At 72.4% G+C, this 25,957-nt stretch carries 22 protein-coding genes; 14 read left to right on the forward strand and 8 right to left on the reverse strand.

The annotated features are described in order from the left end of the window. Positions 1 to 119 precede the first annotated feature (119 nt). The 6 genes from C2L59_RS28320 to C2L59_RS28345 all read left to right on the forward strand — a co-directional run bounded on the left by C2L59_RS28320 (position 120) and on the right by C2L59_RS28345 (position 9,135). A complete protein-coding gene (locus C2L59_RS28320; RefSeq protein WP_103352576.1) occupies positions 120 to 5,945 on the forward strand; it encodes a type I polyketide synthase in 5,826 nt (1,941 codons plus the stop codon). A 1-nt stretch (position 5,946) separates the two neighbouring features. Then, positions 5,947 to 6,399, forward strand: a complete 453-nt coding sequence (locus C2L59_RS28325; RefSeq protein WP_103352577.1) for a thioesterase family protein — start codon at positions 5,947 to 5,949, stop codon at positions 6,397 to 6,399. Between the two features lies 1 nt (position 6,400). Further along, positions 6,401 to 6,976, forward strand: coding sequence for a flavin reductase family protein (locus tag C2L59_RS28330; RefSeq protein WP_103352578.1), 576 nt, complete (start codon positions 6,401 to 6,403; stop codon positions 6,974 to 6,976). A 64-nt stretch (positions 6,977 to 7,040) separates the two neighbouring features. Next, positions 7,041 to 7,226: a DUF6222 family protein gene (locus C2L59_RS28335; protein WP_103352579.1), complete on the forward strand. Its 186-nt coding sequence runs from the start codon at positions 7,041 to 7,043 to the stop codon at positions 7,224 to 7,226. Beyond that, a complete protein-coding gene (locus tag C2L59_RS28340) occupies positions 7,223 to 8,935 on the forward strand; it encodes an acyl-CoA carboxylase subunit beta (RefSeq protein ID WP_103352580.1) in 1,713 nt (570 codons plus the stop codon). Before C2L59_RS28335 ends, C2L59_RS28340 begins: the two co-directional genes overlap by 4 nt. An 11-nt stretch (positions 8,936 to 8,946) precedes the next feature. Next, the gene (locus tag C2L59_RS28345; protein ID WP_103352581.1) at positions 8,947 to 9,135 is read left to right on the forward strand and encodes an acyl-CoA carboxylase subunit epsilon; all 189 of its coding nucleotides are present in this window, start codon (positions 8,947 to 8,949) and stop codon (positions 9,133 to 9,135) included. Between the two features lie 490 nt (positions 9,136 to 9,625). Here C2L59_RS28345 and C2L59_RS28350 read toward each other — a convergent pair whose 3' ends face one another. From C2L59_RS28350 to C2L59_RS28370, 5 genes are all read right to left on the reverse strand, one after another. Then, positions 9,626 to 10,645, reverse strand: coding sequence for a carboxymuconolactone decarboxylase family protein (locus tag C2L59_RS28350; protein ID WP_103352582.1), 1,020 nt, complete (start codon positions 10,643 to 10,645; stop codon positions 9,626 to 9,628). An 8-nt stretch (positions 10,646 to 10,653) separates the two neighbouring features. Next, on the reverse strand, positions 10,654 to 11,847 hold the full coding sequence (locus C2L59_RS28355; protein ID WP_233223735.1) for a class I SAM-dependent methyltransferase: 1,194 nt from the start codon (positions 11,845 to 11,847) through the stop codon (positions 10,654 to 10,656). Positions 11,848 to 11,880: 33 nt separating this feature from the next. Then, entirely contained in the window at positions 11,881 to 13,260 is a 1,380-nt protein-coding gene (locus C2L59_RS28360; protein WP_103352584.1) for a cytochrome P450, read from the reverse strand. Continuing rightward, positions 13,257 to 13,700, reverse strand: coding sequence for an SgcJ/EcaC family oxidoreductase (locus C2L59_RS28365; protein WP_103352585.1), 444 nt, complete (start codon positions 13,698 to 13,700; stop codon positions 13,257 to 13,259). The genes C2L59_RS28360 and C2L59_RS28365 overlap by 4 nt, the downstream gene beginning before the upstream one ends. Before the next feature lie 146 nt (positions 13,701 to 13,846). Beyond that, entirely contained in the window at positions 13,847 to 14,107 is a 261-nt protein-coding gene (locus C2L59_RS28370; protein ID WP_103352586.1) for a hypothetical protein, read from the reverse strand. A gap of 283 nt (positions 14,108 to 14,390) precedes the next feature. Here C2L59_RS28370 and C2L59_RS28375 point away from each other — a divergent pair, with 283 nt between their 5' ends. The 8 genes from C2L59_RS28375 to C2L59_RS28410 all read left to right on the forward strand — a co-directional run bounded on the left by C2L59_RS28375 (position 14,391) and on the right by C2L59_RS28410 (position 20,656). Beyond that, on the forward strand, positions 14,391 to 14,723 hold the full coding sequence (locus tag C2L59_RS28375) for a DUF6235 family protein (protein WP_233223737.1): 333 nt from the start codon (positions 14,391 to 14,393) through the stop codon (positions 14,721 to 14,723). A gap of 221 nt (positions 14,724 to 14,944) precedes the next feature. Continuing rightward, positions 14,945 to 15,430 carry a DUF6423 family protein gene (locus C2L59_RS28380; protein ID WP_199199297.1) on the forward strand — a complete coding sequence of 162 codons (486 nt, stop codon included), beginning with the start codon at positions 14,945 to 14,947 and terminating at the stop codon, positions 15,428 to 15,430. 16 nt (positions 15,431 to 15,446) lie between these two features. Next, positions 15,447 to 16,754, forward strand: coding sequence for an FAD-dependent oxidoreductase (locus tag C2L59_RS28385; protein WP_103352588.1), 1,308 nt, complete (start codon positions 15,447 to 15,449; stop codon positions 16,752 to 16,754). Beyond that, the gene (locus tag C2L59_RS28390; protein WP_103352644.1) at positions 16,747 to 17,193 is read left to right on the forward strand and encodes a DUF6187 family protein; all 447 of its coding nucleotides are present in this window, start codon (positions 16,747 to 16,749) and stop codon (positions 17,191 to 17,193) included. Before C2L59_RS28385 ends, C2L59_RS28390 begins: the two co-directional genes overlap by 8 nt. Further along, positions 17,165 to 17,716, forward strand: a complete 552-nt coding sequence (locus tag C2L59_RS28395; RefSeq protein WP_103352589.1) for a carboxymuconolactone decarboxylase family protein — start codon at positions 17,165 to 17,167, stop codon at positions 17,714 to 17,716. Before C2L59_RS28390 ends, C2L59_RS28395 begins: the two co-directional genes overlap by 29 nt. Positions 17,717 to 17,845: 129 nt before the next feature. Beyond that, positions 17,846 to 18,880 (forward strand): 3-deoxy-7-phosphoheptulonate synthase, encoded by a 1,035-nt coding sequence (aroF, locus tag C2L59_RS28400; protein ID WP_233223740.1) that lies wholly within the window; start codon positions 17,846 to 17,848, stop codon positions 18,878 to 18,880. A gap of 88 nt (positions 18,881 to 18,968) precedes the next feature. Next, on the forward strand, positions 18,969 to 19,439 hold the full coding sequence (locus C2L59_RS28405) for an SRPBCC family protein (RefSeq protein ID WP_103352591.1): 471 nt from the start codon (positions 18,969 to 18,971) through the stop codon (positions 19,437 to 19,439). Positions 19,440 to 19,447: 8 nt separating this feature from the next. Then, positions 19,448 to 20,656, forward strand: a complete 1,209-nt coding sequence (locus C2L59_RS28410; RefSeq protein WP_103352592.1) for a cytochrome P450 — start codon at positions 19,448 to 19,450, stop codon at positions 20,654 to 20,656. 99 nt (positions 20,657 to 20,755) lie between these two features. Here the strand turns inward: C2L59_RS28410 and C2L59_RS28415 are convergent, their stop codons facing one another. The 3 genes from C2L59_RS28415 to C2L59_RS28425 form a co-directional block, all read right to left on the reverse strand. Then, entirely contained in the window at positions 20,756 to 22,147 is a 1,392-nt protein-coding gene (locus C2L59_RS28415; RefSeq protein ID WP_103352593.1) for a cation:proton antiporter, read from the reverse strand. A 17-nt stretch (positions 22,148 to 22,164) separates the two neighbouring features. Then, on the reverse strand, positions 22,165 to 24,339 hold the full coding sequence (locus C2L59_RS28420) for a molybdopterin oxidoreductase family protein (RefSeq protein ID WP_103352594.1): 2,175 nt from the start codon (positions 24,337 to 24,339) through the stop codon (positions 22,165 to 22,167). An 88-nt stretch (positions 24,340 to 24,427) separates the two neighbouring features. Then, a complete protein-coding gene (locus tag C2L59_RS28425) occupies positions 24,428 to 25,858 on the reverse strand; it encodes an NAD(P)/FAD-dependent oxidoreductase (RefSeq protein WP_103352595.1) in 1,431 nt (476 codons plus the stop codon). Positions 25,859 to 25,957: the final 99 nt, after the last annotated feature.

Consider the following 25,957-nt stretch of genomic DNA (forward strand, 5'->3'; position numbering starts at 1 on the left):
AGCCATGCTGGAACCGGATCGGGTTACTGGGACCGCGATATCCGGGGCTCCGCCCCGGGCCGGGGGCTCCGCCACCCGGAACCCCCCAAAGACACAAGAGCCAGTGGGAGTGCGTTGGCATGAGCGGTGAGCGGATTTCGATCGTGGGTATCGGCCTCCGGTATCCGGACGCAAGTTCCCCGGAGGAGCTCTGGGAGAACGTGCTGGCCGGCCGCCGGGCCTTCCGACGGCTGCCCGACGAGCGGATGAACCGGGCGGACTACTACTCGCCCGACCCGAAGGCGCCGGACCGGTTCTACGCCCAGAACGCGGCGGTGCTGCGCGACTACGAGTTCGACCGGGTCGCCCACAAGGTCGCGGGCAGCACCTTCCGCGCCACCGACACGACGCACTGGCTCGCCCTCGACGTCGCCGAGCAGGCGCTCGCCGACGCCGGGTTCCCCGAGGGCGAAGGGGCGCCGAAGACGGCGACCGGCGTCGTCATCGGCAACAGCCTGACCGGCGAGTTCTCCCGCGCCAACGTGCTGCGGCTGCGCTGGCCCTACGTCCGGCGCACGGTCGCCGCGGCGCTGGCCGAGCGCGGCTGGGCCGACGACGAGACCGCGGACTTCCTGCGCGAGCTGGAGGTCCAGTACAAGGAGCCGTTCCCCGAGATCAACGAGGACACCCTGGCCGGCGGCCTGGCGAACACCATCGCCGGGCGCGTCTGCAACCACTTCGACTTCGCCGGCGGCGGCTACACCGTGGACGGCGCCTGCTCGTCCTCGCTGCTGTCCGTGGTCAGCGCCGCGAACGCGCTGGCCCAGGGCGACCTCGACGTCGGCATCGCCGGCGGTGTCGACCTTTCGATCGACCCGTTCGAGGTGATCGGCTTCGCCAAGACCGGCGCGCTGGCCAAGCGCGAGATGAAGGTCTACGACGCCGACTCGAACGGCTTCTGGCCGGGCGAAGGCTCGGGCATGCTGGTGCTGATGCGCGAAGCCGACGCGATCGAGCAGGGCAAGCGGATCTACGCCACGGTCGCCGGCTGGGGCATCTCCTCCGACGGCAAGGGCGGCATCACGCGGCCGGAAGCCGCCGGTCACCAGCTCGCCCTGAAGCGCGCCTACACCCGCGCGGGCTACGGCGTCGAGACCGTGTCCTACTTCGAGGGCCACGGCACCGGCACCGCGCTCGGCGACGCCACGGAGATCGAGGCGCTGTCCACCGCACGCCGGGAGGCGGACCCGCTGGCCAAGCCGGCCGCGCTGTCCACGATCAAGGGCAACATCGGGCACACGAAGGCCGCGGCCGGCGTCGCCGGGCTGATCAAGGCCACGCTGTCGGTCTACCACCAGGTCATCCCGCCCGCCACCGGGCACTACGTGCCGCACGAGTCGCTGACCGGCGACTCCGCCCGGATGTACGTGCCGCGCGAGGCCACGCTGTGGCCGTCGGACCAGCCGGTGCGCGCCGGCGTGTCCGCGATGGGCTTCGGCGGGATCAACTCGCACGTCACGGTGGCCGAGGCGCCCAACGCGGCGCGCCGCGCCGACCTCGACGAGCGGTCCCGCACCCTGGTCGCCGGCCGGCAGGACGCCGAGCTGCTGCTGTTCGACGCCGACGACGTCGCCACCCTGCGCGGCCGGATCGCCGCGCTGCTGGAGCTGGTGCCCAAGCTGTCCTTCGCCGAGCTGACCGACCTGGCCGGCTCGCTGGCCGGGGAGCTTTCGGGCAAGGCGGTCCGGGCCGCGGTCGTCGCCGCGAACCCGGAGCAGGCCGAGCGGAAGCTGACCCGGCTGCTCGAACTGCTCGAGGAGGGCCCGGCGGTCTTCGACGCCGCCGACGGCATCTTCGCGAGCTCGCGGCCGTCCGCGCCGAAGATCGGGTTCCTGTTCCCCGGCCAGGGTTCCGGCCGCGGTGGCGACAGCGCGCTGCGCCGCCGGTTCGCCGCGGCCGCCGAGATCCACGACGCCGCGGGGCTGCCGGTCACCGGCGACCAGGTCGCCACCGAGGTGGCGCAGCCGCGGATCGTCACCGGCTCGCTCGCCGGGCTGCGCGTGCTGCGCGCGTTCGGCATCGAGGCCGACGCGGCCACCGGGCACAGCCTCGGCGAGCTGACCGCCCTGCACTGGGCGGGCGCGGTCGGCGAGCGGGACGTGCTGAAGCTCGCGAAGATCCGCGGCAAGGTGATGGCGACCGAGGTCGGCCCGGGCACCGGCGCGATGGCCAGCATCGCGGCCTCGCCCGGCCGCACCGAAGAGCTCGGCCTGGGTTCGGACGTCGTCATCGCCGGCTACAACGCACCCCAGCAGACGGTCATCTCCGGGCCGGCCACCGCGGTCGACCGGGTGGTCGACCGGGCGAAGGCCCAGGGCGTCAGCGCGGGCCGGATCAAGGTGTCGCACGCGTTCCATTCCCCGGAGGTCGAGCCCGCGGCGACCGCGATGATCGAGCGGCTCGGCGAATTCGCCTTCGCGCGGCTCGAGCGTCCGGTGGTCTCCACGGTGACCGGCGACGTCCTGCACGCCGCCGAGAACCTGCCGGAGCTGCTGCGCGACCAGATCGTGCAGCCGGTCCGGTTCCGCGAAGCGGCGGCGAAGGTCGCCGAGCGCAGCGACCTGGTGATCGAGGTCGGTCCCGGCCGGGTGCTCACCGGCCTGTTCGAGGAGATCGCGCCGGGCACCCCGGTGCTGGCGCTGGACACGGACAACGCCTCCCTCTCCGGGGTGCTGCGGGTGCTGGGCGCGGCGTTCGCGCTGGGCGCGCCGGTCACCGCGGAGCGGCTGTTCGCCGGCCGCGTGGTCCGCGAACTGCCCGCCGACGGGGTGTTCCGGTTCCTGGCCAGCCCCTGCGAGGCCGCGCCGGCGATCGACGCCGACCTCGCCGCCGAGCTGGCCGCGGAGCGGGCCCAGGCCACCGAGGCCGAGGTCGACGCGACCGCGGACAGCGGCAGCACGCTCGACCTGCTCCGCAAGCTCGCCGCCGAACGCGTCGAGCTGCCCCTGGAGTCCGTCACGGCCGACACCCACCCGCTCGACGACCTGCACCTGTCGTCGATCACGGTGGGCCAGCTGGTCAACGACGTCACCCGCGCCCTGGGCCGGCCGGCCCTGGAGGGCATGCCGAACTTCGCCACGGTCTGCCTCGGCGAGCTCGCCGAGATGATCGACGAACTGGCGCAGACGGCGAAGCCGGACGACAACGCCGGCAAGGGCGAGGCGCCCGGGATCGGGCCGTGGGTCCGCCCGTTCGCCGTCGAGTACCTGCCCGCGGCGCGCCCGGCCGCGGACCTCACCACCGGCACCGGTGCAGCGGAGTGGCAGGTCTTCGCCACCCCGCGGAACCTGCTGGCGGAGCCGCTGCGGACGGCGCTCGCGCACAGCGGCGTCGGCGACGGCGTCCTGCTGTGCCTGCCCGCCGACTGCGATGCGAGCCACGTCGGGCTGTTCCTCGACGCGGCCCGGACGCTGCTGGCCGCGCCCAACGGCACGCGGTTCGTCGTCGTGCACCACGGGTACGGCGCTTCCGGCCTGGCGAAGACGCTGCGGCTGGAGGACCCGTCGGCGAAGACCACGATCGTCGACCTGGCCGACCCGACCCCGGCGGCCCCCGAGGCGATCGAGGCGGCGGTGACGGCGGTGGTCGCCGAGGTCGCCGCGACCACGGACTTCACCGAAGCCCGCTACGACAGCCAAGGCGGGCGCACGGTGCCGCGGCTGGTCGGCCTCCCGGCCGCGCCGGCCGGGCCGATCCCGGAGACCCTCGACCGCACCGACGTCCTGCTGGTCACCGGGGGCGGCAAGGGCATCACCGCGGAAAGCGCGCTGGCGCTGGCGAAAGACTCCGGGGCGAAGCTCGCCCTCCTCGGCCGCAGCGACCCGGAGCAGGACGCCGAACTGGCGGAGAACCTCGACCGGATGGAAGCGGCCGGCGTCCGGTACCGCTACGAGCGGGCCGACGTCACCAACGCCGTGCAGGTCGCCGAGGCGGTCGCCCGGATGCAGGCCGACCTGGGCCAGGTCACCGCGGTCATGCACGGCGCGGGCCGCAACGAGCCGGCCGCGTTGTTCAGCCTGACCGAGGACACCTTCCGCAAGACGCTCGCGCCGAAGATCGGCGGCCTCAACGCCGTGCTCGACGCGGTCGACAAGAGCCGGATCAAGCTGCTGGTCACCTTCGGCAGCATCATCGGCCGGGCCGGCCTCCGCGGTGAGGCGCACTACTCCACCGCGAACGACTGGCTGACCGAGGCGACCCTGCGCTTCGGCCGCGAGTACCCGCAGGCGCGGGCGATCGCGCTGGAGTGGTCGGTCTGGTCCGGGGCCGGCATGGGCGAGAAGCTCGGCGTGGTCACCGCGCTGCAGCGCGACGGCATCACGCCGATCCCGCTCGACGACGGCATCGCCATCCTGCGCCGCCTGCTCTCCGACCCGGCCACCCCGCCGGTGCTGGTGATCTGCGGCCGGATGAACGGCCTGCCCACGCTGCCGATCCAGCGGCGCGAGCTGCCGCTGACCCGGTTCATCGACCGGGCGGTCGTGCACTACCCCGGCGTCGAGCTGATCACCGAGGCCGAGCTGTCCGCGGGCAGTGACCCGTACCTGGCCGACCACCTGCTCGACGGCCAGCTGCTCTTCCCGGCCGTGCTGGGCATGGAAGCGATGACCCAGGCCGCGACGGCGACCCTCGGCCGCGGCGGGACGCCGGTGCTCGAGAACGTCGAGTTCCTCCGGCCGATCATCGTCTCGCCCGGCCGGTCGACGACGATCCGGCTGGCCACGCTGGCCCGGGACGCCGACACGGTGGACGTCGTGCTCCGCAGCGACGAGACCGGCTTCAGCGCCGACCACTTCCGCGCCCGGCTGAACTTCGGCCGCCCGGCGGAGCTCGGTGAAGCGGTGCGGCGGGACGTCGCGCTGCCGCCGGTCCCGGTGGAGCCGATCAGCGAGCTCTACGGCACGGTCCTGTTCCAGGGCAAGCGGTTCCAGCGCGTCGTCGGCTACCGGCGGGCCAGTGCCCGGCACGCCGTCGCCGAGATCGCGACGACCGCGAACGTCTCCTGGTTCGCGCCGTTCCTGCCGCAGGAGCAGCTGCTCGCCGACCCGGGGACCCGCGACGCGATGATGCACGCGATCCAGTGCTGCATCCCCGACGCGACCCTGCTGCCGCAGAGCATCGAGAAGCTGTACCTGGCCGAGCCGGGGGCCCAGCACGACGAGTACGTCCTGCTGGACGCCCGCGAACGGTTCCAGGACGACGACAGCTACGTCTACGACCTCGACGTCCGCAACCCGGACGGCACCCTGGTCGAACGCTGGGAAGGGCTGATGCTGCGGGCGGTCCGCAAGCGCGACGGCGCGGGCCCCTGGGTCCCGTCGATGCTCGGCTCCCATGTGGAGCGGGCGTGCGAGCGGCTGCTCGGCGGGACCCGGTCGGTGGTCGTCGAGCCGGACCCGGTCGGCAGCCCGGCCGAAGGCATCGCCGAGCGGCGGGCGCAGACCGCGCTGGCCGCGAGCCGGAGCGTCGACCGGCAGCTCGAGATCCGCTACCGCCCGGACGGCAAGCCGGAAACGGACGGCGTCGAGGTGAGCGCGTCCCACACGGCGCAGCTGACCCTGGCCGTCACCGGGACCGGGCAGCTCACCTGCGACATCGAGAGCGCGATCGAGCGGACCGACGAGGACTGGGCCGGGCTGCTGGGCGAGGAGCTCGTCGCCGTCGGCCGGCTGCTGGCCGCGGACACCGGGGAGCCGCTCGCGGTGGCCAACACCCGGGTGTGGAGCGCGCTGGAATGCGTCCGCAAGACCGGCCTGATGACCCAGGCGCTCACCGTCCGCCGGGTGGAGCCCGACGGCTGGGCCCTGCTCGCCTGCGGCAGCGCCCTGATCGCGACCTGGTCGACCACGGTCAACGACCGGCCGGACCCCGTGGTCTTCGCCGTGCTCCAGGCAGAGGGGAACTGAGATGACCGACTACTACGAGCTCCGCCACACGGTCGGCTTCGAAGAGACCAACATGGTGGGCAACGTCTACTACGTCAACTACGTGCGGTGGCAGGGGCGCTGCCGCGAGATGTTCCTCCTGGAGAAGGCTCCGGCGGTCCTGGAGGACATCCGCGGCGACCTCAAGCTCTACACGCTCCGCGTGGAGTGCGAGTACTTCGCCGAGATCACCGGGTTCGACGAGCTGTCCATCCGGATGCGCCTGGAGCAGCTGACCCAGACGCAGCTGCAGTTCACGTTCGACTACGTGCACCTGCACCCGGACGGCGAGCGGCTGGTGGCGCGCGGGCGGCAGCGGATCGCGTGCATGCGCGGGCCGAACAACGCGACCGCGCCGGCCCGGGTGCCCGAAGCGCTGCTGGAGGCACTGAGGCCGTACACGGTGGCTTCGGTGCTCAACGGCAAGGGAGCGTGAAGTGGCCCAAGCAGGAGGGAACTCCGTCGAACGGCGGCCGCTGAAGCGGCTGCCGAAGTCGCCGGGCCGGCGGGACCTCTCGCCGCAACCCGCGCTGCGGCAGGTGATGTCACGCTTCGCGACGGGCGTCACGGTGCTCACCGTCGGCGGCGAGGGCGCGCACGCCATGACGGCGAACGCGTTCACGTCGGTGTCGCTGGACCCGCCGCTCGTGCTCTGCTGCGTGTCGAAGGCGGCCCGGATGCACTCGTCGATCGTCGCCGCCGGCTCGTTCGCGGTGAACATCCTCGCGTCGGACCAGCAGGGCCTGTCGAAGTACTTCGCCGACTGGCGGCGGCCGGACGGGATGGCCCAGTTCGACAGCGTGGCCTGCACCCTCGGCACGCAGACCGGCGCGCCGCTGCTCACCGGCGCGCTGGCCTGGCTGGAGTGCGAGGTGGCGCAGGTCGTGCAGGGTGGTGACCACTCGATCTTCCTCGGCCGCGTGGTCGCGGCCAGCTCGGGAACCGGCGAGCACGCGCTCGTCTTCTACGGCGGTGGCTACCACAACGTGGACGCCCGCGCCCGCGCGGCGTGAAGACGCCGCACAAGGATGCCGGTCCCGGACGAGCCGGGACCGCGGTGATGGAGGAGGTCTACCCGTGACCGCCAGTGAGGCAGGACGCCCGGAGTCCGGTGCGGCACCGGTGCGGCTCGTTCCCGAAGCGAGCGCGCCGGCCGAGGTGATCACCCACCCGATGCCGCGGCTCGGCCGGGGCATCGTGTGGTCGGACATCGTCGCCGAGATCGAGCGTGACCGGGAAGAGCGGATGAGGGATGCCGCGTGAGCGGTCCCTCCGACAGCGGCGCCCAGCGCGCGGACGAGACGGACGTGGTGCCCGTCCCGGCCGAACTCCGCGCCGGGCGCCGCCGGCTCGGCCGGAGCGCGGAAACCGGCGACGCCCAGGTGATCGCGCTCGCCACGGCCGACTCCGTGCCCGCGCCGCCACCCGGCATGCCGCTGCTGCGGCAGCGCCGGCGTGAGCTGCGCGGGCACATCGTCGACGGGAAGCTCGACGCGGTGCGGCGCCAGCATTCGCTGGGCAAGCTCACCGCCCGGGAACGGCTCGCGCTCCTGCTGGACGAGGACTCGTTCCTGGAGCTTGAGCCGTACCGCCGTCACCAGGCCACCGGGCCCGGGCTGGCCGCGAACCGGCCGCACACCGACGGCGTCGTCACCGGCTCCGGCACGATCGACGGCCGCCGCGTGTTCGTCTACGCCCAGGACTTCACCCTCTTCGGCGGGTCCTTGGGGCAGGCGCACGCGGCGAAGATCCAGAAGGTGCTCGACCTCGCCGTGGCCAACGGTGCCCCGGTGATCGCCCTGAACGACAGCGGGGGCGCGCGGATCCAGGAGGGCGTGCTCGCGCTCGACGGCTACGGCGGGATCTTCCGCCGCCAGGTCGAGGCGTCCGGCGTGATCCCGCAGATCAGCGTGATCCTCGGGCCGTGCGCCGGCGGCGCCGCCTACTCGCCGGCGTTGGCCGACTTCACCTTCATGGTGCGCGACACCGCGCGGATGTACCTGACCGGCCCCGACGTGGTCGAGGCCGTGACCGGACGGCGCGTCAGCCACGAAGAACTCGGCGGGGCCGACGTCCACGGGTCGCATTCGGGGGTCGCCACCGTCGTGCACGACGACGAGCAGGAATGCCTCGCCGACGTGCGCCACCTGATTTCCCTGCTGCCGTCGAACTACCTCGAGCAGCCGCCGGTGACCGCCCCGACCGGGGCGGTGGAGGACTACCGGCCGAAACTGGCGGAGATCGTGCCGTCGGAACCGAACCAGCCCTACGACATGCGGGACGTGTTCGCCGAGATCGCCGACGACGAAGAGTTCTTCGAGCTGCACGCGGGCTGGGCCCGCAACGTGCTGTGCGCGCTCGCCCGCGTCGACGGCCGGGTGGTCGGGCTCGTCGGCAACCAGCCGGTGGTGTTCGCCGGGGTGCTCGACGGGCCGGCGTCACAGAAGGCGGCCCGGTTCGTGCGGTTCTGCGACGCCTTCGGCATCCCGCTGGTCAGCCTGGTCGACGTCCCCGGCTTCCTGCCGGGCGTCGAGCAGGAGCGCGGCGGCATCATCCGCCAGGGCGCGCAGCTGCTGCACGCCTACTGCGAAGCGACCGTCCCGCGGATCCAGGTGATCCTGCGCAAGGCCTACGGCGGCGCGTACATCGTGATGGACTCCCGGTCCATCGGCTGTGACCTGTCACTGGCCTGGCCGACGAACGAGATCGCGGTGATGGGGGCGGAGGGCGCGGTGAACGTGCTGCACCGCCGTGACCTCGCGGCCGCCCCGGACCCGGCGGCGTTGCGAGCCCGCCTCGTCGCGGAGTACACCGAGGAGTACCTGAACCCGCAGTACGCCGCCGAGCGCGGCCTGGTCGACGACATAATCGACCCGGCCGACACCCGAGCGGCGATCGCCCGGGGCCTGTCAATGCTGCGCGACAAGCGCAAACCCGCCCCGGCCCGCAAACACGGCAACCTGCCGATCTGACGGGGGCGGGTGTGACGAAGGAACTGGTCCTGGTCGTACGCGGCGAAGCGGACGACGCGAGCCTGGCGGCACTGGTGACGGTGCTGGCCGGGCTCGCCGCCGCCGCGCAGGAGTCCCCGCCACCCACGCGTTCGGCGTGGGCCGGCGGAGGCTGGGGGAACGGCCCGGAAGCATGGCGCCGCTCGGCGCTGCCGCGGTAGATCGGGTCGGCTGTTTCTTTCGGCCTCCGCAGCCGACCCCCCAGGTACGCAAGCCGACGGTCCAGGCACGCAAGCCGACCCTCCCGCCACACACCGGCGCCCGAGAATCCCACCCGCGGCAGCCCACACCACCAACCGGCGGCCGAGAGCGCAACAAAACCCCACGCCACCCAGTCCCCCCGCAACCCCGATCCGAAGTCAGAACACGGCCGGCGGCACCGGGTCAAGGCACGCTTTCCCGCCTTGACGCGGTGTCGCCGGCCGTAGTCACAATCAGGCTTCGGGGTTGCGGCACGCAAAGAGCCGACCAAAGCACCCAAGCCGGCCGGCTCACGCACCCAAGCCGGCCGGCCCGCCTGCCCGGAGGGTCATCTCGCGTGTCTGGGGAGTCATCTCGCGTGATTGGAGGGTCGCTGCCCGGTGGCGAACTCGCGTGCCCGGCCGGACGACACTGTCCACCGAACACGCGAGTTCGCCGTTTACCGCGCGCTCACGCGGGGTCCAGGCTGCCGGCCAGCCAGGTGCTGACCCGGCGGGCCGCCGCCATGCCGGCCCACGCCGCCAGCTCGATCAGCGTCGCGTCGGCGGGGGCCGTGGCGCGGAAGGCGTCGACCAGGCCCTCGTCGACCTGGTAGGACGCCAGCGCCACGGCCAGCGCGAGCCGGCCGGCCGGGCGGTCCGCCTCGGTGAGGCCGGCGACCGCTTCCTCGAGCCAGGCGCGGCTGAGGCCCGGCGGCTGTCCGTCCCAGGTGGACAGCCGGTCGTGCAGCAGCGTGCGGACGGCCGGCGGCACCGAGCGTTCGCCCGCGGCCTCCGTCGCCGCGTAGGCGCGGGCGAACGCATCGGCCACGACCGCGTTCGGCCGGGCCCAGCCCAGGTCCTCCGGGAGCGGGGCCGGCGGCAGCAGGCCCACCGAGTCGCCCGCCCGCGGGCCCGGCCCCGACGGCGGCCGCAGCACGCCGCCGAGCACGCGCCGCGCCTGCGGCTTGGCCGATTCCGGTACGTGGGCGGGGAACGGCGACTCCCGCAGGAACACGTTGACCATGCGGTTGTAGTACTGGAACGCCACGGCCACGCCGACCAGCTCGGGCGCGTGCGCCGGCGGGAACGGCGGTGCGTCCGCCGTCCCCGTCGCGGACGCGCGCGCCCACGCCTCGAGGGCGGCCGTGTCCGGTCCGGCCGGGATCGCGGCCAGCGTCATGCCGTGCACGTCCACGCAGTACGGGCAGCTGTTCGCCACCGACACCCCGGTGGCCACCGCCTCCTTGGCGGCCCGGCCGGCGACCCCCTGGGCCAGCAGGGTTTCCCGCAGGACCGTCCACGCGGCGGCCAGCGCTTCCGGCGCCGCGGAGTGCAGGGCGACCGGCGGGGCGAGCATGCTGAAATCGCGCTCGACCTGCCGGTACACCTCGGCGACCAGGCCCGTGGCCCGGCGCCGCGGGACGACCCGGACGTACCGGGTGTCCCGCAGCGACCGGCGCACGGCGAACCGGACCAGTCCGGCGACCATCGCGGGCCCTACCGCGCCGCGCGGGCGATCACGGCGCCCACGACGAAGTCGGGGTACTCCTCGGCGATCGCGTCGACGTCCGGGAGCACCGTCACGTCGCCGAGCCCGGCCGCCTCGAACGTGGCGCGCCAGGCCGCCGGGGTCAGGAAGCCGTGCGTCGGCCGCTTCACCGGGTCGGTCATCACGTCGGTGAAGCTGTCCAGGAAGTCGAAGATGATCTCGGCGTGGATCGGCCGGGCGAGCTTCGTGGGCCGCACGCATTCGGAGACGACGACCGCCCCGCCCGGCTTCAGCGCCTTCGCCGCCTCGGCGACGACGAAGTCGAGGTCGGGCGCCACGTGGAAGCAGTTGACCGCGTACACCGCGTCGAACGTGCCGGGCTCGACGCCCTGCGCTTCCCACGGCAGCGTCATGTCGATCCGGGCCGACTCGACCGTCGTCGACGGCGACGCGGCCGCGGCCGCCGCCTTCTCGCCGTGCCGGGCGAACGTCTCGGCCACCTCGGTGAACCGGTAGCGCTTGACGTCGGTCCCGAGCGTGCGCAGCACCTGCTCGGCGCCGCTGCCGCAGCCGCCGCCGATCTCCAGGATCTCGATCCCGCCCGCGGGCACCAGGCGGGACAGCGCCTCCGCGCCCACCTTGTTGTTGATCGAGTACAGCAGGTTGTCGTTCGAGAAGTACTTGAGCCACAACGGGAGCTGCGCCGGCGCGAAGAGGATCTCGTCGCCGGTGGCCTCGCCGGCGAAGAACTTCTTCGCCTCGTCGACCAGGGTCTGCAGGATGTCGGCGGCGACGGCGGCCCCCGGCTCCCGCGCGGCGAGCTCGGCCGCAACGTCGTCCCACACCGGGACGGCCGCCGAGCCGGGGACGTACCGGCCGCCCTCGCGGGCGAAGATCCCCGAGTCGGACAGCTTTTCGTAGAGGAAGTGCAGCGGGATCGTCCGGCGCCACGGGATCGACAGGTCCCGCTTGGCCTGCGGCACCGAAATGCCGTCGGCGGTCGGCAGGGCGCCGATCGACGCCAGGATCCGGTGCGCCGTCGCGTCGACCAGGCGGGCGAAGGTCTCGTTGGCCGCCAGGAACCGGAACGGGAAGTGCTCACGGACGCGTTCGTCGGCGATGGCGGCACGCAGCTTCGCGAAATCCGCCGCCTTCGGGTGCTCTTCGGGCAGACCGTAGGGGCTCTCCGCCTGGTCACTCATGTACTTCACTCACTTTCGCGACGTGGGACGGGGTCAGGCCGCGGAACGGCCGGCGTCCGGGAACGAGCGGACGGTCAGCGGGAGGCCGCCGCCGAGGCGCAGCGACATCATCGGCTCGGGCACGACCGTCCGGCCGGGCACCGTTTCGAAGTGCAGCTCGCGCAGCAGCGTGGAGATGATGAAGGTGGCCTCCATCAGCCCCAGGTGGTTGCCGACGCAGAACCGCGGACCGGCGCCGAACGGGATGTGGGCGTAGCGGGGGCGGTCCACCGGCTTGTCCGGGTCGAACCGGTCCGGGTCGAACCGCTCCGGCTCCGGCCAGTACCGCGGGTGCCGGTGCAGGGTGTACGGGCAGATCAGCACCTCGGCGCCGGCCGGCACGTGGTAGCCGCCGACCTCGTCGTCGGCGACCGCCCGGCGCGGCAGGATCCACACCGGCGGATTCAGCCGCATGGCCTCCTGCAGCACCATGTGGGTGTAGCGCAGGCGCGTCAGGTCCGCGTACTCCGGACGGCGGTCGCCGTAGACCGCCACCGCCTCCGCGTGCAGCCGCTCCCGGACCTCCGGGTGCCGGCTCACGTGGTCCAGCGTCCAGCCGACCGTGCTGGCGGTCGTCTCGTGCCCGGCCAGCAGCAGGGTGACCAGCTCGTCGCGCATGCGCCGGTCGGCGACGCGCCGGTCGCTCTCCTTGGCGGTGGAGGCGATCAGCCGGGTCAGCACGTCGTCGCCGGCCGCGGACGGCTGCGCCTTCCGCCGCTCGACGAGGATCCCGACGACCTCCTGGAGGTGGTCGCGCGCCGACCGGAACGCCCGCTGCCCCTTCAGCGGCAGCCACCGCGGCACCAGGCCCAGGGTCTCCATCTCGAACATGGCCTGGTCCTGGACGGCCTCGAAGGAGTGCTCGACGCCGTCGAACTCGCCGAGGTCGATGTCCAGCAGGGTGCTGCCGAGCACGCCCAGGGTGAGGGCGGTGACCTCGGTCAGCACGTCCACCGGCCGGCCGGTGTCCCGGTGGGCGGTGAGCCGGCCGACCAGGCGGAGCGCCTCGTCGATGATCACGTCGGCCTGCGCGGCGATCCGCTTGTGCTGGAACACCGGCTGGATGGTGCGCCGCTGCTCTTTCCACAGCGCGCCCTCCGACGTCAGCAGCCCGTCGCCCAGCGCGCGTTTGGCCTCGGTGTAGCCGATGCCCTTGTGGTAGTTGGCCGCGTTGTCCGCGAGCACGTGCTTGGCGTGGTCGGGGTGGTTGAAGATGTAAAGCGTCTTCGGGCCGATCGCCACCCGCACCGCGTCGCCGTACTCGCGGACGGCCTCGCTCATCAGGCCCAGCCGGTCCGCGCGCAGCTTGCGCAGGATCCCCGGGGCCGCCCGGCGCGGGGGTCCCGGGGGGACGCGGCGGAGGGCGCCGGTCATGCCGCGGAGGTGGTCGTGCCGGGGACCGGCAGGCCGTGCTTCGCCGGGGTGTTCTGGTACGCGGCGAGCTTCCACTGGCCGTCGGTGCGCACGGCGAACCAGGACGCGCGGATGGCCTGGGCGTCGGACACCTCGGTCTCGCCGGCCGCCACGACACCGCCCGAGGACAGCAGCAGCGCGACGTCGGCGCCGAGGAACCGCAGGCCGATCGGCTTGCCGACGACCTGGGTGCCGGCGTACTGGTTGTCGAAGGCGTCCTTGAAGAAGGCCTGGATGTCCGGGCGGCCCTGCTTGAAGATGCCGGGCAGGATCAGCGTGCCGTCCTCGGTGAACAGATCGGCGATCGACGCGGCGTCCTGGTGGACCCAGGCCGCGAGGAGCCGCTGGGTGAGCACTGCGACGGCCGCCTGGTCGGCGGGCGACACCTCGGTCGTGGTCATGGTGCTTCCTTTCGGCGCGAGCGAGAGAAACCGCGGGCGGCGGAGGGAAACTGGCCCCGAACGCGGGCGCTCGTCTCCCAGCCGGCCCTTCCACGTTCGCACCGACGCCGCGCCACCCACGTCTCCCGCAGTGCGGACCGGGCGGGTCAGGCCGCGGCTTCGCGGGCCGGTGCCGTCCGTGCCGCGGGCAGCCGGGACGTGGCCAGCCGCTCGCGCGCCGGAGCGTGCGTGCTGTGCCCGGAATGCACCGCCACGTACCGGATTTCGCCGTCGATCAGCACTTCGAGCTCGGTCCGCCGGCCGGGCTCGAACGCCGCGCCGCACGCCGCGCAGGTGCGCTGGCGCGCGGCCGCACCGGCCGGGGACTGCGGGGCCGGGCCGCCGTGCGGGGCGGGGTGGTCGGTCATGGGGCACCTCCTGTGCGGACGCCGGTGTCGTCACCGGGCGGTGTGCGGAACTCCTGCCCCCCGAGTGCACACCGCACGGCTTCGGCGGGACGTCTTGTGCACTGCGCAATCCCCGCGGTATGGCGGATCCGCCCGGCGCGGCACGGCACGGTCGGAGATGCCCGCGCCGCCGCGTCCCGGCCAGACTGGACGCTGTGTGGGCCGGAGTGTCACCGAGCCCGGCGCGGACCAGGCCCGCGACCCGTCCCGGGTTTCCGACGGACGTTGATGGGGAGGCCGGCTGATGGCGATGCGCCTCCAGCTCACCGATGGGTTCGAATTGCTGGAAGAGTGGGCCGAATCGGCGTCGCAGGCCGAGCGGAACGTCATGTACGACGCATTGTTCGCGGTCGGCGACGGATCCGCATTCCTGATTTACGACATATTCGGCGACCCACGGGACCGCAGCAATTTCATTGTCTCGGTAAAACCGGGTCTGGTGCTGAAAGTGCTGCTGCGGCGGGCGGATTCATCGTTCGCGATCCGCTACCTCGGCGCCCCCGACGCCGACCCCGGCGACGCGGCCGGGAACACCACACCGGCCCGCGAGGAGCCGAGCAGCCCGGAAGGCGCCTAGGCCGAACGGGTTAGCCCGGATGTCCCCACCGGCCGCGCCGATCACGCGTCGTCGATCATGCATTCCTCACCTTGACAGCCTCTCAAGGCGTGTGAAAGCCTTTTTGTGTTTGCTGGTCAGCCCACATTACTGGGGTCTTCAACATAGGAGGCTGCACCATGTCATCACCTGAATTGCCGGGACTGGACGTCTCCGGTCGCGTGCGGGCCCGTGACATTCAGATGACCGGTGTGGCCGACCTCGGCCGCCGGGTGTTGATGATCACCGGCGCGATCGACACGACCGACCACGACGTCGCGGTCAACGTGACCCTGCCGGAGCCCGGCCGCTGGCAGGTCATCAAGGCCGAGACGAACCTGACCGACCGCACCTGGGTGGCCATGCAGGCGGTGCTGGACGAGGACTCGACGTTCGTCGACGACCCCGGCACCGCGGTGATGTCCCCGCAGTTTTCGAAGAGCTTCATGACGCCCGACCAGCGGCGGCTCACCTTCTACGACGGCGAGGTCCGCCCGGGTGAGTCGGTGCTGAAGATGTATTCGATGGAGACGAGCGGCCGCAAGCCGGGGTACTTCTACTCCCGCTACAGCCCGATCGCCACCGACAGCGCCGAGCAGTCCCAGGCGACCCTGGACCAGCTGGTCAGCGACGGGATGCAGCAGCGCCCGGTGATCGAGCTGATCGTGCCGATCACCGTCGTCGACTGAGCCCGGCAGGGGCCCCGTGATCAAGTTCGTGCCGGAGCCGCACCTGCTCGAATCGCCCCGCGGACGTGACTGGCCGCGCCTGCCCGCGCCCGCCGCCCCCGGCTCCGGCGGCACTCCGGGGAACGCCGCCGACGTCGTCATCGTCGGGGCCGGCCCGGCGGGGCTCGCGGTCGCGTCCGCGCTGTGGCACCACGGCGTCCGCGACGTCGTGGTGCTCGACCGGACCGGCCGTCCGTGCGGGCGGTTCTTCGGCCGGATCGACCGCCTCGGCCAGCGCGTGCTGCGCTCGCCGTACGAGCACCACCCCGGCGTGGAGGGGTTCCGCGACTGCGAGCTGCTGGACTTCGCCCGGCTGCACTGGTCGCGGCTGACCCGCACCGAACGCCGGGAGGTCCGGATGGCGCAGGCCGGGCACCGCTCGGTCGTGCCGGTCGACGTCTTCGAGGCCTACTGCGACCACCTGGTCACGAGCCACCACGTCGCGGAGAAGACGTGGCAGGCGTCCGTGCGCGAGGTGCTGCCGACGTCCGACGCGGTCACCGTGCGCGCGAACCGGTTCACCGTCACCGCGCAGCACGCCGTGCTCTGCCTCGGCGAGGAGCGCCGCCCGGCGCCCGACGCCTGGTGGGGCGGGGGACGGCCGCCGGCCGGAGTGTCCTATTGGGACGAACCGGTGCCCGCGGGCGCGCGGCGCCAGATCGTGGTCGGCGCCGGGCTCACCGCGGCGCACCTGATCACCGGCGCGCTCGAGGCGGGCCGCCAGGTGCACTGGGTGGTCCGGGAAACCGCCGAGCGCTACCAGTGCGCCGACGTCAATTCGTCGTTCTTCCGCCCGGAGGGCCGGGCCCGCTTCGACGGCGTCGACCGGGCCGGCCGCCTGGAGCTGATGCGCCGCCACCGGCGGGCGTCGGTGATGTTCGAGTTCCGGCCGCTGCTGCAGCAGGCCGAAGCCGACGGGCGGCTGGTCGTCCACCGCGGCGAGGCGGTCAAGGAGATCGGCGACGGCGTGGTCTGCCGGCTGGAGAGCGGGCGCCTGGTCGAGGCGGACACCGCCGTGCTGGCCCTCGGCACCACGCCGGCCAGCGGCGCCGGGCTGCTGCCCCCGGACCTCGTGGGTGAACGGGACGGCTGGCCGGACCTGGACGAACGGACGCTCGGCTACACCCTCGCTCCCCGCGTTTCGGTGGTCGGCGCGGCCGCCGGGCTGATGCTCGGCCCGGCCGCGCGCAACATCGACGGCCACCGCGTGACGACCGCGCGGGTGGCCGCGGCCATCGCGCACAGCCTGCGCCACGAGCGCGTCCCGGTGGTGACGGGTGCCTGACACGCGGTTCGCCCTCCCCGCGATCGACGACCCGGGCTCGACCGAGGTGGGCGTCATCCTGCTGGGCCTCGACGCGCCCCGTCTGCTGGCCGGGGTGGGGTTCGCGCGGCTCGCCGACGACCCCGGCCTGGTGACGCAGGCGGTCGACCAGGCCCGCCACGGCGTGGCCGGGTTCGGGTTCCCCGGCCTGGTCGCGGCCGGGTGCGCGCGCTGGCGCACGGTCCGGGACACCGTCGGCGACCCGCCCGGGACCTCGTCCCCCGCCGCGCTGCGGGGCGCGTGGGTCGAGGCCGCCGAGCGCGTCGCCGCCGCCGTGCCCGAGGCCGGTCCGGCCTCGATCGCCTACCTGACCGCCTGTTCGCTGCGGCGCGGGGAAATCGACCGACTGGCCGACGGAGACGGAGATCCCGATGTCCTACCTGAAGTCCCTGCCGGCTGAAACCCGGCTGCTGCACGTCTTCGAGGCCTACCCCGGACCGGCCCGGCCGCTGCTGGACCTGCACGAGCAGGTGATGCGGGCCGAATCCCCGTTCACCCCGGGCGAGCGCGAGCTGATCGCGGCCTACGTGTCGGGCGTGAACAGCTGCGGCTACTGCCACGGGATCCACACGATCACCGCGGAGGCCTTCGGCATCCCCGAAGGGCTGCTCGCCGCCGCGGTGCGCGACCTCGACACCGCGCCGGTGGACGAGAAGTTCCGGCCGGTGCTGGCCTACGTCGGCAAGCTGACCCGGACGCCGTCCCGGATGACCGAGGCCGACGCCGGAGCCGTGTTCGCCGCGGGCTGGGACGACCACGCCCTGCACGACGCGATCCAGGTGTGCGCCCTGTTCAACTTCATGAACCGCGTCGTCGAGGGCGTGGGCCTGCGGGCCGACGACGCCTACGCGACGACGTCCGGCCTGCGCCTGCGCGAGGTCGGTTACGCGGGCCTGGCGCAGTTCTTCACGCCGGGGAACTGAAACCGCCGCACCCGTGGAGACGCAGGTTTCCGCCGCCCGGCCGGATGCTCGATCCAGCAGCCGACCCGCCGGCGCCCGCCGGCGGCGGAAGCCGTAGCGCTGGAGGGTGCGGAAATCATGGTCATCGTCATGGCTGTCGATGCCACGGCCGGGGACGTCGAAGCGGTCGTCGACCGTGTGACGGCGGCAGGCGGCGAAGCCTTCGTCAGCCGCGGGGTGAGCCGCACGGTCATCGGGCTGGTCGGCGAGGTCGACCGGTTCGAGGCCCTCAACCTCGGCGGGATGCGGGGGGTGCGCAGCGTCACCCGGATCTCCGCCAAGTACAAGCTGGTCAGCCTGGAGCACCACCGGGAGCGGTCCACGGTGCACGTCCGCGGCGTGCCGATCGGCCCGGACAGCGTCACCCTGATCGCCGGCCCGTGCGCGGTGGAGACGCCCGAGCAGACCCTGGAAGCGGCGCGGATGGCCCAGGCCGCGGGGGCGACCCTGCTGCGCGGCGGCGCGTTCAAGCCGCGCACGTCGCCGTATGCGTTCCAGGGCCTCGGCGAGCTCGGCCTGCGGATCCTGGCCGACGTCCGGGCCGAAACCGGCCTGCCGGTCGTCACCGAGGTGGTCGCGGCGCACGACGTCGAAATGGTCGCCCGGTACGCCGACATGCTGCAGATCGGCACGCGGAACATGCAGAACTTCGGGCTGCTGCAGGCCGTCGGCGAGGCCGGCAAGCCGGTGCTGCTCAAGCGCGGGATGAGCGCCACCATCGAAGAGTGGCTGATGGCCGCCGAATACATCGCCCAGCGCGGCAACCTGGACATCGTGCTGTGCGAGCGCGGAATCCGCACGTTCGAGACGGCCACCCGCAACACCCTCGACATCTCGGCGGTGCCGGTGGTCCAACGCCTTTCGCACCTGCCGGTGATGATCGACCCGTCGCACTCCGGCGGGCGGCGCGACCTCGTGCTGCCGCTTTCGCGCGCGGCGATCGCGGTGGGCGCCGACGGCGTGCTCGTCGACGTCCACCCGCACCCCGAAGAGGCCCGCTGCGACGGCCCGCAGGCCCTGGTCGCCGACGACCTTCGCGTCCTGCAGCAGTCCCTGGAGGACCTCGCACCGGTCCTCGGCCGGAAGCCGCCGACGTGGCGGAACCGGCGTCTGCTGGCCGGGTGAGCGCAGGTTCGCACGCTCGAATGTTCCGTGCCGGAAGGCATTCCGGCTAACTTGCGATGACGGTTCCCCTCGAACACCCGGAGCTCTCGTGACAATCAAGCCGAAGCACACGATGTACCAGACCACCGTGCTCGACGCCGACCCGGACACGGTGTGGGCCGAGATCCGCAACGTCCTGAACCTGGTGAAGATCCTGTTCGGGGACACGGTCGGGAACTCGCACTGGGTCGACGGCGGGGCGCCGGAACTGGTGCCGTCGCGGTACGAGTTCACCATGCTGCAGAACCAGGGGCTCGTGCAGCAGGAAGTCGCCGGGCGCAACGAGGTGGACCGTTCGCTCACCTACCGCACGCTGGCCCCGGTGCTCTGCCTCTACGACTACGTCGCCACCTACCGCGTCTTCCCGGTGACCAACGAGCCCGGCCGCAGTTTCCTCGAGTACCGCCGGGAATTCATGGTCACCGACGACGCCGCGCCGGAGATCGTGCAGGGGCTGATGGGCATGATGGAGAACCAGATCAGCGTCGTGCGCGACTACTTCGCCGCTCCGCAGCAGTAACCACGGGCATGGCGACCACAGTGGACGGTGGGACACCGGTGCCCTTCCTGGACGTCACCGCACCCGGGTTCGGCTTCGGCACGCCGGAAGTGGCCGAGGCGCAGGCGCGGAGCTGGTACGCGGAGAGCCCGGTCGGCCTGTTCGTCCTGCGTTACGCGGAGGGCCACGCCCTGCTGCGGGACCAGCGGCTGAACCACAACGGCAAGCGCTTCATGGAGATGAACGGCGTCACCGGCGGGCCGATCCACGACTGGTTCGTCCCGATGATCATGAACCACGACGGGGCGCACCACCGCCGCCTGCGCGGCCTGGTGGGCAAGGCGTTCACGCCGAAGATGATCGCCGGGCTGCGCCCGTTCATCCGGGCCCGGGCCGAGAAACTGGCCGGGGACCTGGCCGAGGCCGGGGCGTGCGAGTTCATCGGGGACTTCGCGAACCCGCTGCCGCTGGCGGTGATGAGCGAGATGCTCGGCGTGCCGCCGGAGGACCACGAGCTCTTCCACACCTGGACGACGGACGTCGGCCTGGTGTTCAGCATCGCGCTCGGGGGCGACGTCGTGGCCCGCGTGGAGGCCGCGCTCGTCGGGCTGGGCGAGTACATCGACGCGCTGGTGTCCCGCAAGAAAGCGCTACCCGGGGACGACCTGATTTCGGCCCTGGTGGCCGCCCGGCAGGACGACTCTTCGGTGAGCGCGGCGGAGCTGCGGAACCTCATCGTCACCACGGTGTTCGCGGCCCACGACACGACCCGCCACCAGCTGGCCAACGCGATGGTGGCGTTCGCCGGCCACCCGGACCAGTGGCGCCTGCTGGGTGACCGGCCGGACCTGGCGGACCAGGCGGTCGACGAGGTGATGCGCTGGCTCCCGTCCTCGCCGACGATCTACCGGTTCGCCGCGGAGGACTTCGAGTACCAGGGCCTGCCGATCGCGAAGGACACGTTCCTGACGGTGTGCGTCACGGCGGCCCAGCGCGATCCCCGGGTGTTCCGCAACGGTGCGAAGTTCGACATCACCGTGCCGTGCGAGGCCCCGCTGCTGCAGTTCGGCGCGGGACCGCACCACTGCTTGGGCATCGCGCTGGCCAAGGCGGAACTGGCGGAGGCCTTGCCGGCCCTGGCGACGCGGCTGGGGGTGCCGGCGGTGGCGGGGCCGTTCACGTGGCGGCCGCCGATCGGTATCCACGGGCCGAACGCGCTGCCGTTGCGGTTCGCCTGAACAGCAGAGGAGAACGGGTTGCCGGCCGAGGCCGGCAACCCGTTCTGCGTTCCCCGGTCAAGCCGCCCTGGGCAGCTCGTCGTCCACCTTGTGCTCCAGCTAGTGCACTTCGGCCTGCAGCCGCGCCTCGCGGCGGCCCGCCCGCTTGTCCAGGTACTGCGCCATCGGGGCCGTCATCGCCGTCGAAATCAGGGCCATCAGGACCAGCATCGTGAACATCTCCGGCGACAGCACCCCGAGGTCCAGGCCCACGTTCAGGACGATGAGCTCGGTCAGGCCCCGGCAGTTCATCAGGACGCCGATCTGCAGCGCCCGGCAGAAGCTCTCCCCGACGCTGCGGGCCGCCACCGTGGCGCTGACCAGCTTGCCCACCACCGCGACCACCAGGATCGCCGCGCACCACAGCCACAGCGCCGGATCGGCCAGCAGCCCGATGTTCGTGCGGAGGCCGCTGTAGGCGAAGAACAACGGCAGCATCAACGCCGTCGTGAGGCCGCTCGCGTTCTCGTGCAGCCACTGCTCCACCACGTTGCCGCGCGGGAAGACCAGGCCGAACATGAACGCGCCGAACATCGCGTGCACGCCGATCCAGTCCGTGGCCATCGCGCACAGCAGCACACCGACCAGGGCCAGCGGGGCGACGCGGCGCAGGACCGGCTCCGACGTGCGGGTGAAGAACCTCGCCAGCAGCGGGCGGACGACGTAGTACAGCAGGCCGGCGAACGCCGCCGCCAGGCCGAGCGTCAGCAGCACGCCGAGCATCGACGACGCCGTGATCAGCGCGACCACCAGCGCCAGCAGTGACCACGCCGTGACGTCGTCGACCACCGCGCAGGTCACCGCGACCACCCCGACGCGGCTGTGGAACATGCCGGTGTCCTTGAGGATCCGGACCAGCACCGGCAACGCCGTGATGCTCATCGAAACCCCGATGAACAGGGCGAACGGCAGCGAGCCGACGCCCTTCGGCGCGAACTTGGCGTAGGCGACCACGGCGAGCAGGATGCCCAGCACGAACGGCACCGCGATGCTGACGTGGCTGACCACCAGCGCCAGGTGCCCGCGCCCGCGGATCAGCCGCGTGTTGAGCTCGAGCCCGGTGAGGAACACGAACAGCACGATGCCCACCTGGGCCAGCACGTTCAGCTGGGGCATGATCGCGGCCGGCAGCACGGCGGACGCGCCCGCCGGCCAGATCGTCCCGAGCAGTGACGGGCCGAGCACGATGCCCGCGGCGATCTCGCCGACCACCGGCGGCTGGCCGATCCGCCGCATCACCCAGCCGGTCGCCTTGCACGCGGCGATGACGACCGCGATCGCCAGGAGCAGCTGGGCCACCGGGTGGCCGGCCGCCGCGGCCGCCTTGGCCGCGGCCCCCGTCCGGGTGCCCTCCCGGGTCAGCAGGAGGATGCTGGCCAGCACCGGGATCACGACGAGCAGGCCGTAGACCCCCAGGGCCCGCAGGCCGTGCTTGCGCTTGCCTTCCGCCATCCGTGATCTCCTGTTCGTCAGAGTGCGCACGGGCTGACCGTGACCGGTACGCCGTTGAACACCGCGTTGCCCGACGGGACGTCCACGACCAGCTCGTCGGTCAGCGCGTTCGCGTTGACCCCGGGGTGCTGCGCGGCGATGCGCTGCGAGCTGCCCGCGTGCCCCCAGCCGTGGGGGAGGCTCACGACGCCCGGCATGATCGTGTCGGTCGGCTCGACCTCGACGACCAGCTCGCCCGCCGATGAGCGCACGACCGCCCTTTCACCCAGCCCGAGCCGGCTGACGTCGGCCGGGTTGACGTGCAGGGTGCAGCGGTTGCTGCCGCCGACCAGCGACGGGACGTTGTGCAGCCAGCTGTTGTTGGACCGCAGCTGGCGCCGGCCGATCAGCAGCATCTCCGGGACCGGCGCGGCCAGCCGGGCGCGCAGCCGCGCGAAGTCGGCGACGATCGGCTCCGGGGTGAGCTCGATCTTGCCGGACGGCGTGCACACCAGTTCCTTCAGTCGCGGCTCGAGCGGGCCGAGGTCGATGCCGTTCGGCTTCTCCTTGAGCTTCGCCAGGGAAAGGCCGTAGGGCCCGAACTTCAGCAGGGTGTCCAGGATCTGCTCGGGCCCGTCGTCGCCCTCGATGGTGGCGCGCAGCGTGGCGACGTCCATGCCCTCGACCGGCGAGCCCGGCATCTGGGTGGCGCCGGTCAGCAGCTGCTCGATGAAACCCTCGTCGACGGCGGCCGCCGGCACCTGCAGGGGCGCGCCGCCCGCGATCAGCGTCAGCCGGGCCAGGATCTCCGCCTCCGAGCGCTGGTCCGCTTCGAGCGGCAGCACCGCCGGGGAGTAGCGGGTGTAGTTGCGCACCATGACGATCTGCATCAGGAAGTCGTAGTGCGGCATCTGCAGGATGCGCGGCGGCGGCAGGATGACGTGGGCGCGCCGGGTGGTCTCGGTGAGGTACGGGTCGACGCAGACCATGAAGTCCAGCGAGTCGAACGCCCGCCCGAACCGCGGCCCGTTGGGCGCCGCCACCACCTGGTTGGCGGCGATGTTGATCAGCGCCCGGACCTGCCCTTCACCCGGCGTCTCGATCTCGTCCGGCAGGGTGGCCGTCGGCAGCTCGCCGAGCACCTCCGGGAAGCCCTTCACGCGGCTGTGCCAGCGGCCGTGCTCGAACGGCTGCCCGGTGCGGAACACCTCGAGCGCGGCGGTCCGGGTGAACATCGGGCCACCGGGGCGGTCCAGGTTGCCGGTCAGGATGTTGATCACGTCGACCAGCCACTGCGTGATCGTCCCGAACTCCACCACCGACCCGCCCATGCGCGAGTACACGACCGCCGTCGGCGCCGCGGCCAGCTCGCGGGCGATCCGCGCGATGTCGGCCGCGGGCACGCCGCACAGCACCTCGGCCGCCGCCGGCGAGAACTCCTCCGTCAGGGTGCGGAGCTCGTCGAGCCCGGCGACGTCGAGGGTGACCTTGGCCAGGTTCTCCTGCAGCAGCGTGTGGACGATGCCCAGCAGCAGCACCGAGTCCGTGCCCGGCCGGACGAAGAAGTGCTCGTCGCAGTTCTTCGCGGTGCGGGTCCGGCGCGGGTCGACGACGACGAGCTTGCCGCCGCGCTCGCGCAGCGCCCGCAGGCGCGCGGGCATGTCGGGGGCGCAGAACAGGGAACCGTGCGACTCCATCGGGTTCGCGCCGAGCACGAGCAGGTAGTCGGTGCGGTCGATGTCCGGCACGGCGATGGCGAACGGGTCGCCGTAGAGGTGCGCGCAGGCGACGTGCTTGGGCATGTGGTCGATGGTGCCGGAGGAGTAGACGTTCTTCGTCGCCAGCGACTGGATCAGCGGGATGCGGTACAGGAACCCGGCCATCGTGTGGTAAGTCGGGTTGCCGAAGTAGACGGCGACCGCGTCCCGACCGTGCTTCTCGATCACTCCGGCGATCCCGCGCTCGACGGCCTCGAACGCCTCGTCCCAGGAGGCTTCCCGCCACTCGTCCCCTTCGCGGATCATGGGGTGGCGGAGGCGGTCGGGGTCTTCGTCGAGCTGGCCGAGGCTGGCGCCCTTCGGGCAGATGTAGCCGGCGGTGAACGGGTCGTCGGTGTCACCGCGCACCTTCGTGACGCGGCCGGCGGGGTCGAGATCGATCTTCAGTCCGCAGACGGCGTCGCAGATGGGACACGTCCGGTGGGCGGTGGTCATCGGTACTCCAGTGGTGGGAACGCCCATACGGGCACGGCCACGACAGTCCCGAAAGGACTGTCGTGGCCGTGGTGAACAGGGAGAACGGTCATGCCGCCTTCGGCAGCTCGGCGGTTTCGCCGAACGCGGGTTCGACGCCCTCGGCCACCGGGAACGTGTACGGCTCCCGGCTTTCCTTCGCCGGGCCGAACAGCGACTTCCACAGCACCTTCAGCGCGAAGCCCGGCTTCATCAGCGCCTCCGGCTTCTGGACGAGCCCCGCCGTCTTGAAGTACTCGGCGGTGATGGCCCCGTCGCGGGTGGCGGCGATCTGCACCCGCTTCAGGAACCAGTTGCCCACCTTCACCTTGAGCGGGCGCTCGCCTTCGACGCCCGGCAGGCTCAGGTCGATCTGGTTGGTCATCTCCCACGCCTGGTCGATGGCGTCGGTGGCCAGGTCGCGGAAGTAGTCCTGCGGCACCGGCGCGGCCCCGCTGTGCAGGTGCTGGCGCAGCACCAGGGCGCACAGCGCGGCGACGCTCATGCCCTGGGCGTACACCGGGTTGAACGTGGTGACGGCGTCCCCGGTGACGAGCAGGCCCTCGGGGAAGCGGCGCAGCGTGTGGTAGTGGCGGCGCAGCGTCGTCGGGAACTTGAACGGCATCGCCTTGTCGACCGGGTCGGCGTACCGCAGCGTGTTGTAGACGTCCTTGGCGGGCAGGGACTTCAGCCACGCCATCAGGCCGTCGTAGTCGGTGGGCGGGTGGTCGCCGAGGATGCCGTAGGTGGTCAGCTCGACCTTGCCGTCCTCGACCAGGAAGAAGACGTTGCCGCGGGGCACGGCGGCGTGCGCGATCTGGTTGATCGCCACGTCGTTCTGGAACCCGTTGGCGCCCTTGCGCAGCCGGAAGTGCTGCGTCACGTAGCCGAGGTCGATCTTCTTGCGCTCCTCGAAGGGCTTCTCGTAGCCGAGCTGCTCCAGCCAGACGGGGGTCCGCGAGCCGCGGCCGGTGGCGTCGACCACCAGGTCGGCCTCGATGACCTCGTCGTGGTCCGTGCCGCGCTTCTGCACGCGGGCGCCGGTGACCTGGCTCTTGTCGGCCGTCGTGGTGAGGCCGAGGATGTCGTGCTCCTCGACGAACGTCACGTTGGGGAACTGCTGCACGCGCTCGCGGATGAACCACTCGAACAGCGGCCGCACCACCCCGAGCGTGGTCAGCCCGGCGTGCTGCTGCTTGAGCCGGTTGCCGCGGGCGTACCAGCGGCAGGACCCGGACAGGTCGCCGGTCGGCACGCCGTAGTCGACCATTTCCTGGGTGAGGCCCGGGAAGAGCTCCTCCATCACCTGCACGCCGCGGGCGAGCAGACCGTTGGCCTGGTGGCTCTGCGGGCAGAACCGCCGCACGCCCTTGACACCGACGAGCTTGTCGCGGTCCACGATCAGGACCTCGTCGTAGGCGTCCGCGAGCACCCTGGCCGCAAACAGGCCGGCAATGCTGCCGCCCAGCACCACCGCGCGGGTTCCGGCATCCTGGCCCATCGCGGTCACCTCCTTGATTCCGTGGTTGACATTCCGGGCGGGCGAGCGATCCGCCCCGCCGGTGATCCAGCCGTGCTGCCAGCGTCACACCCGCCGCCC

This window comes from Amycolatopsis sp. CA-128772, from assembly GCF_002904295.1.
In the GTDB taxonomy this organism is placed as follows: domain Bacteria; phylum Actinomycetota; class Actinomycetes; order Mycobacteriales; family Pseudonocardiaceae; genus Amycolatopsis.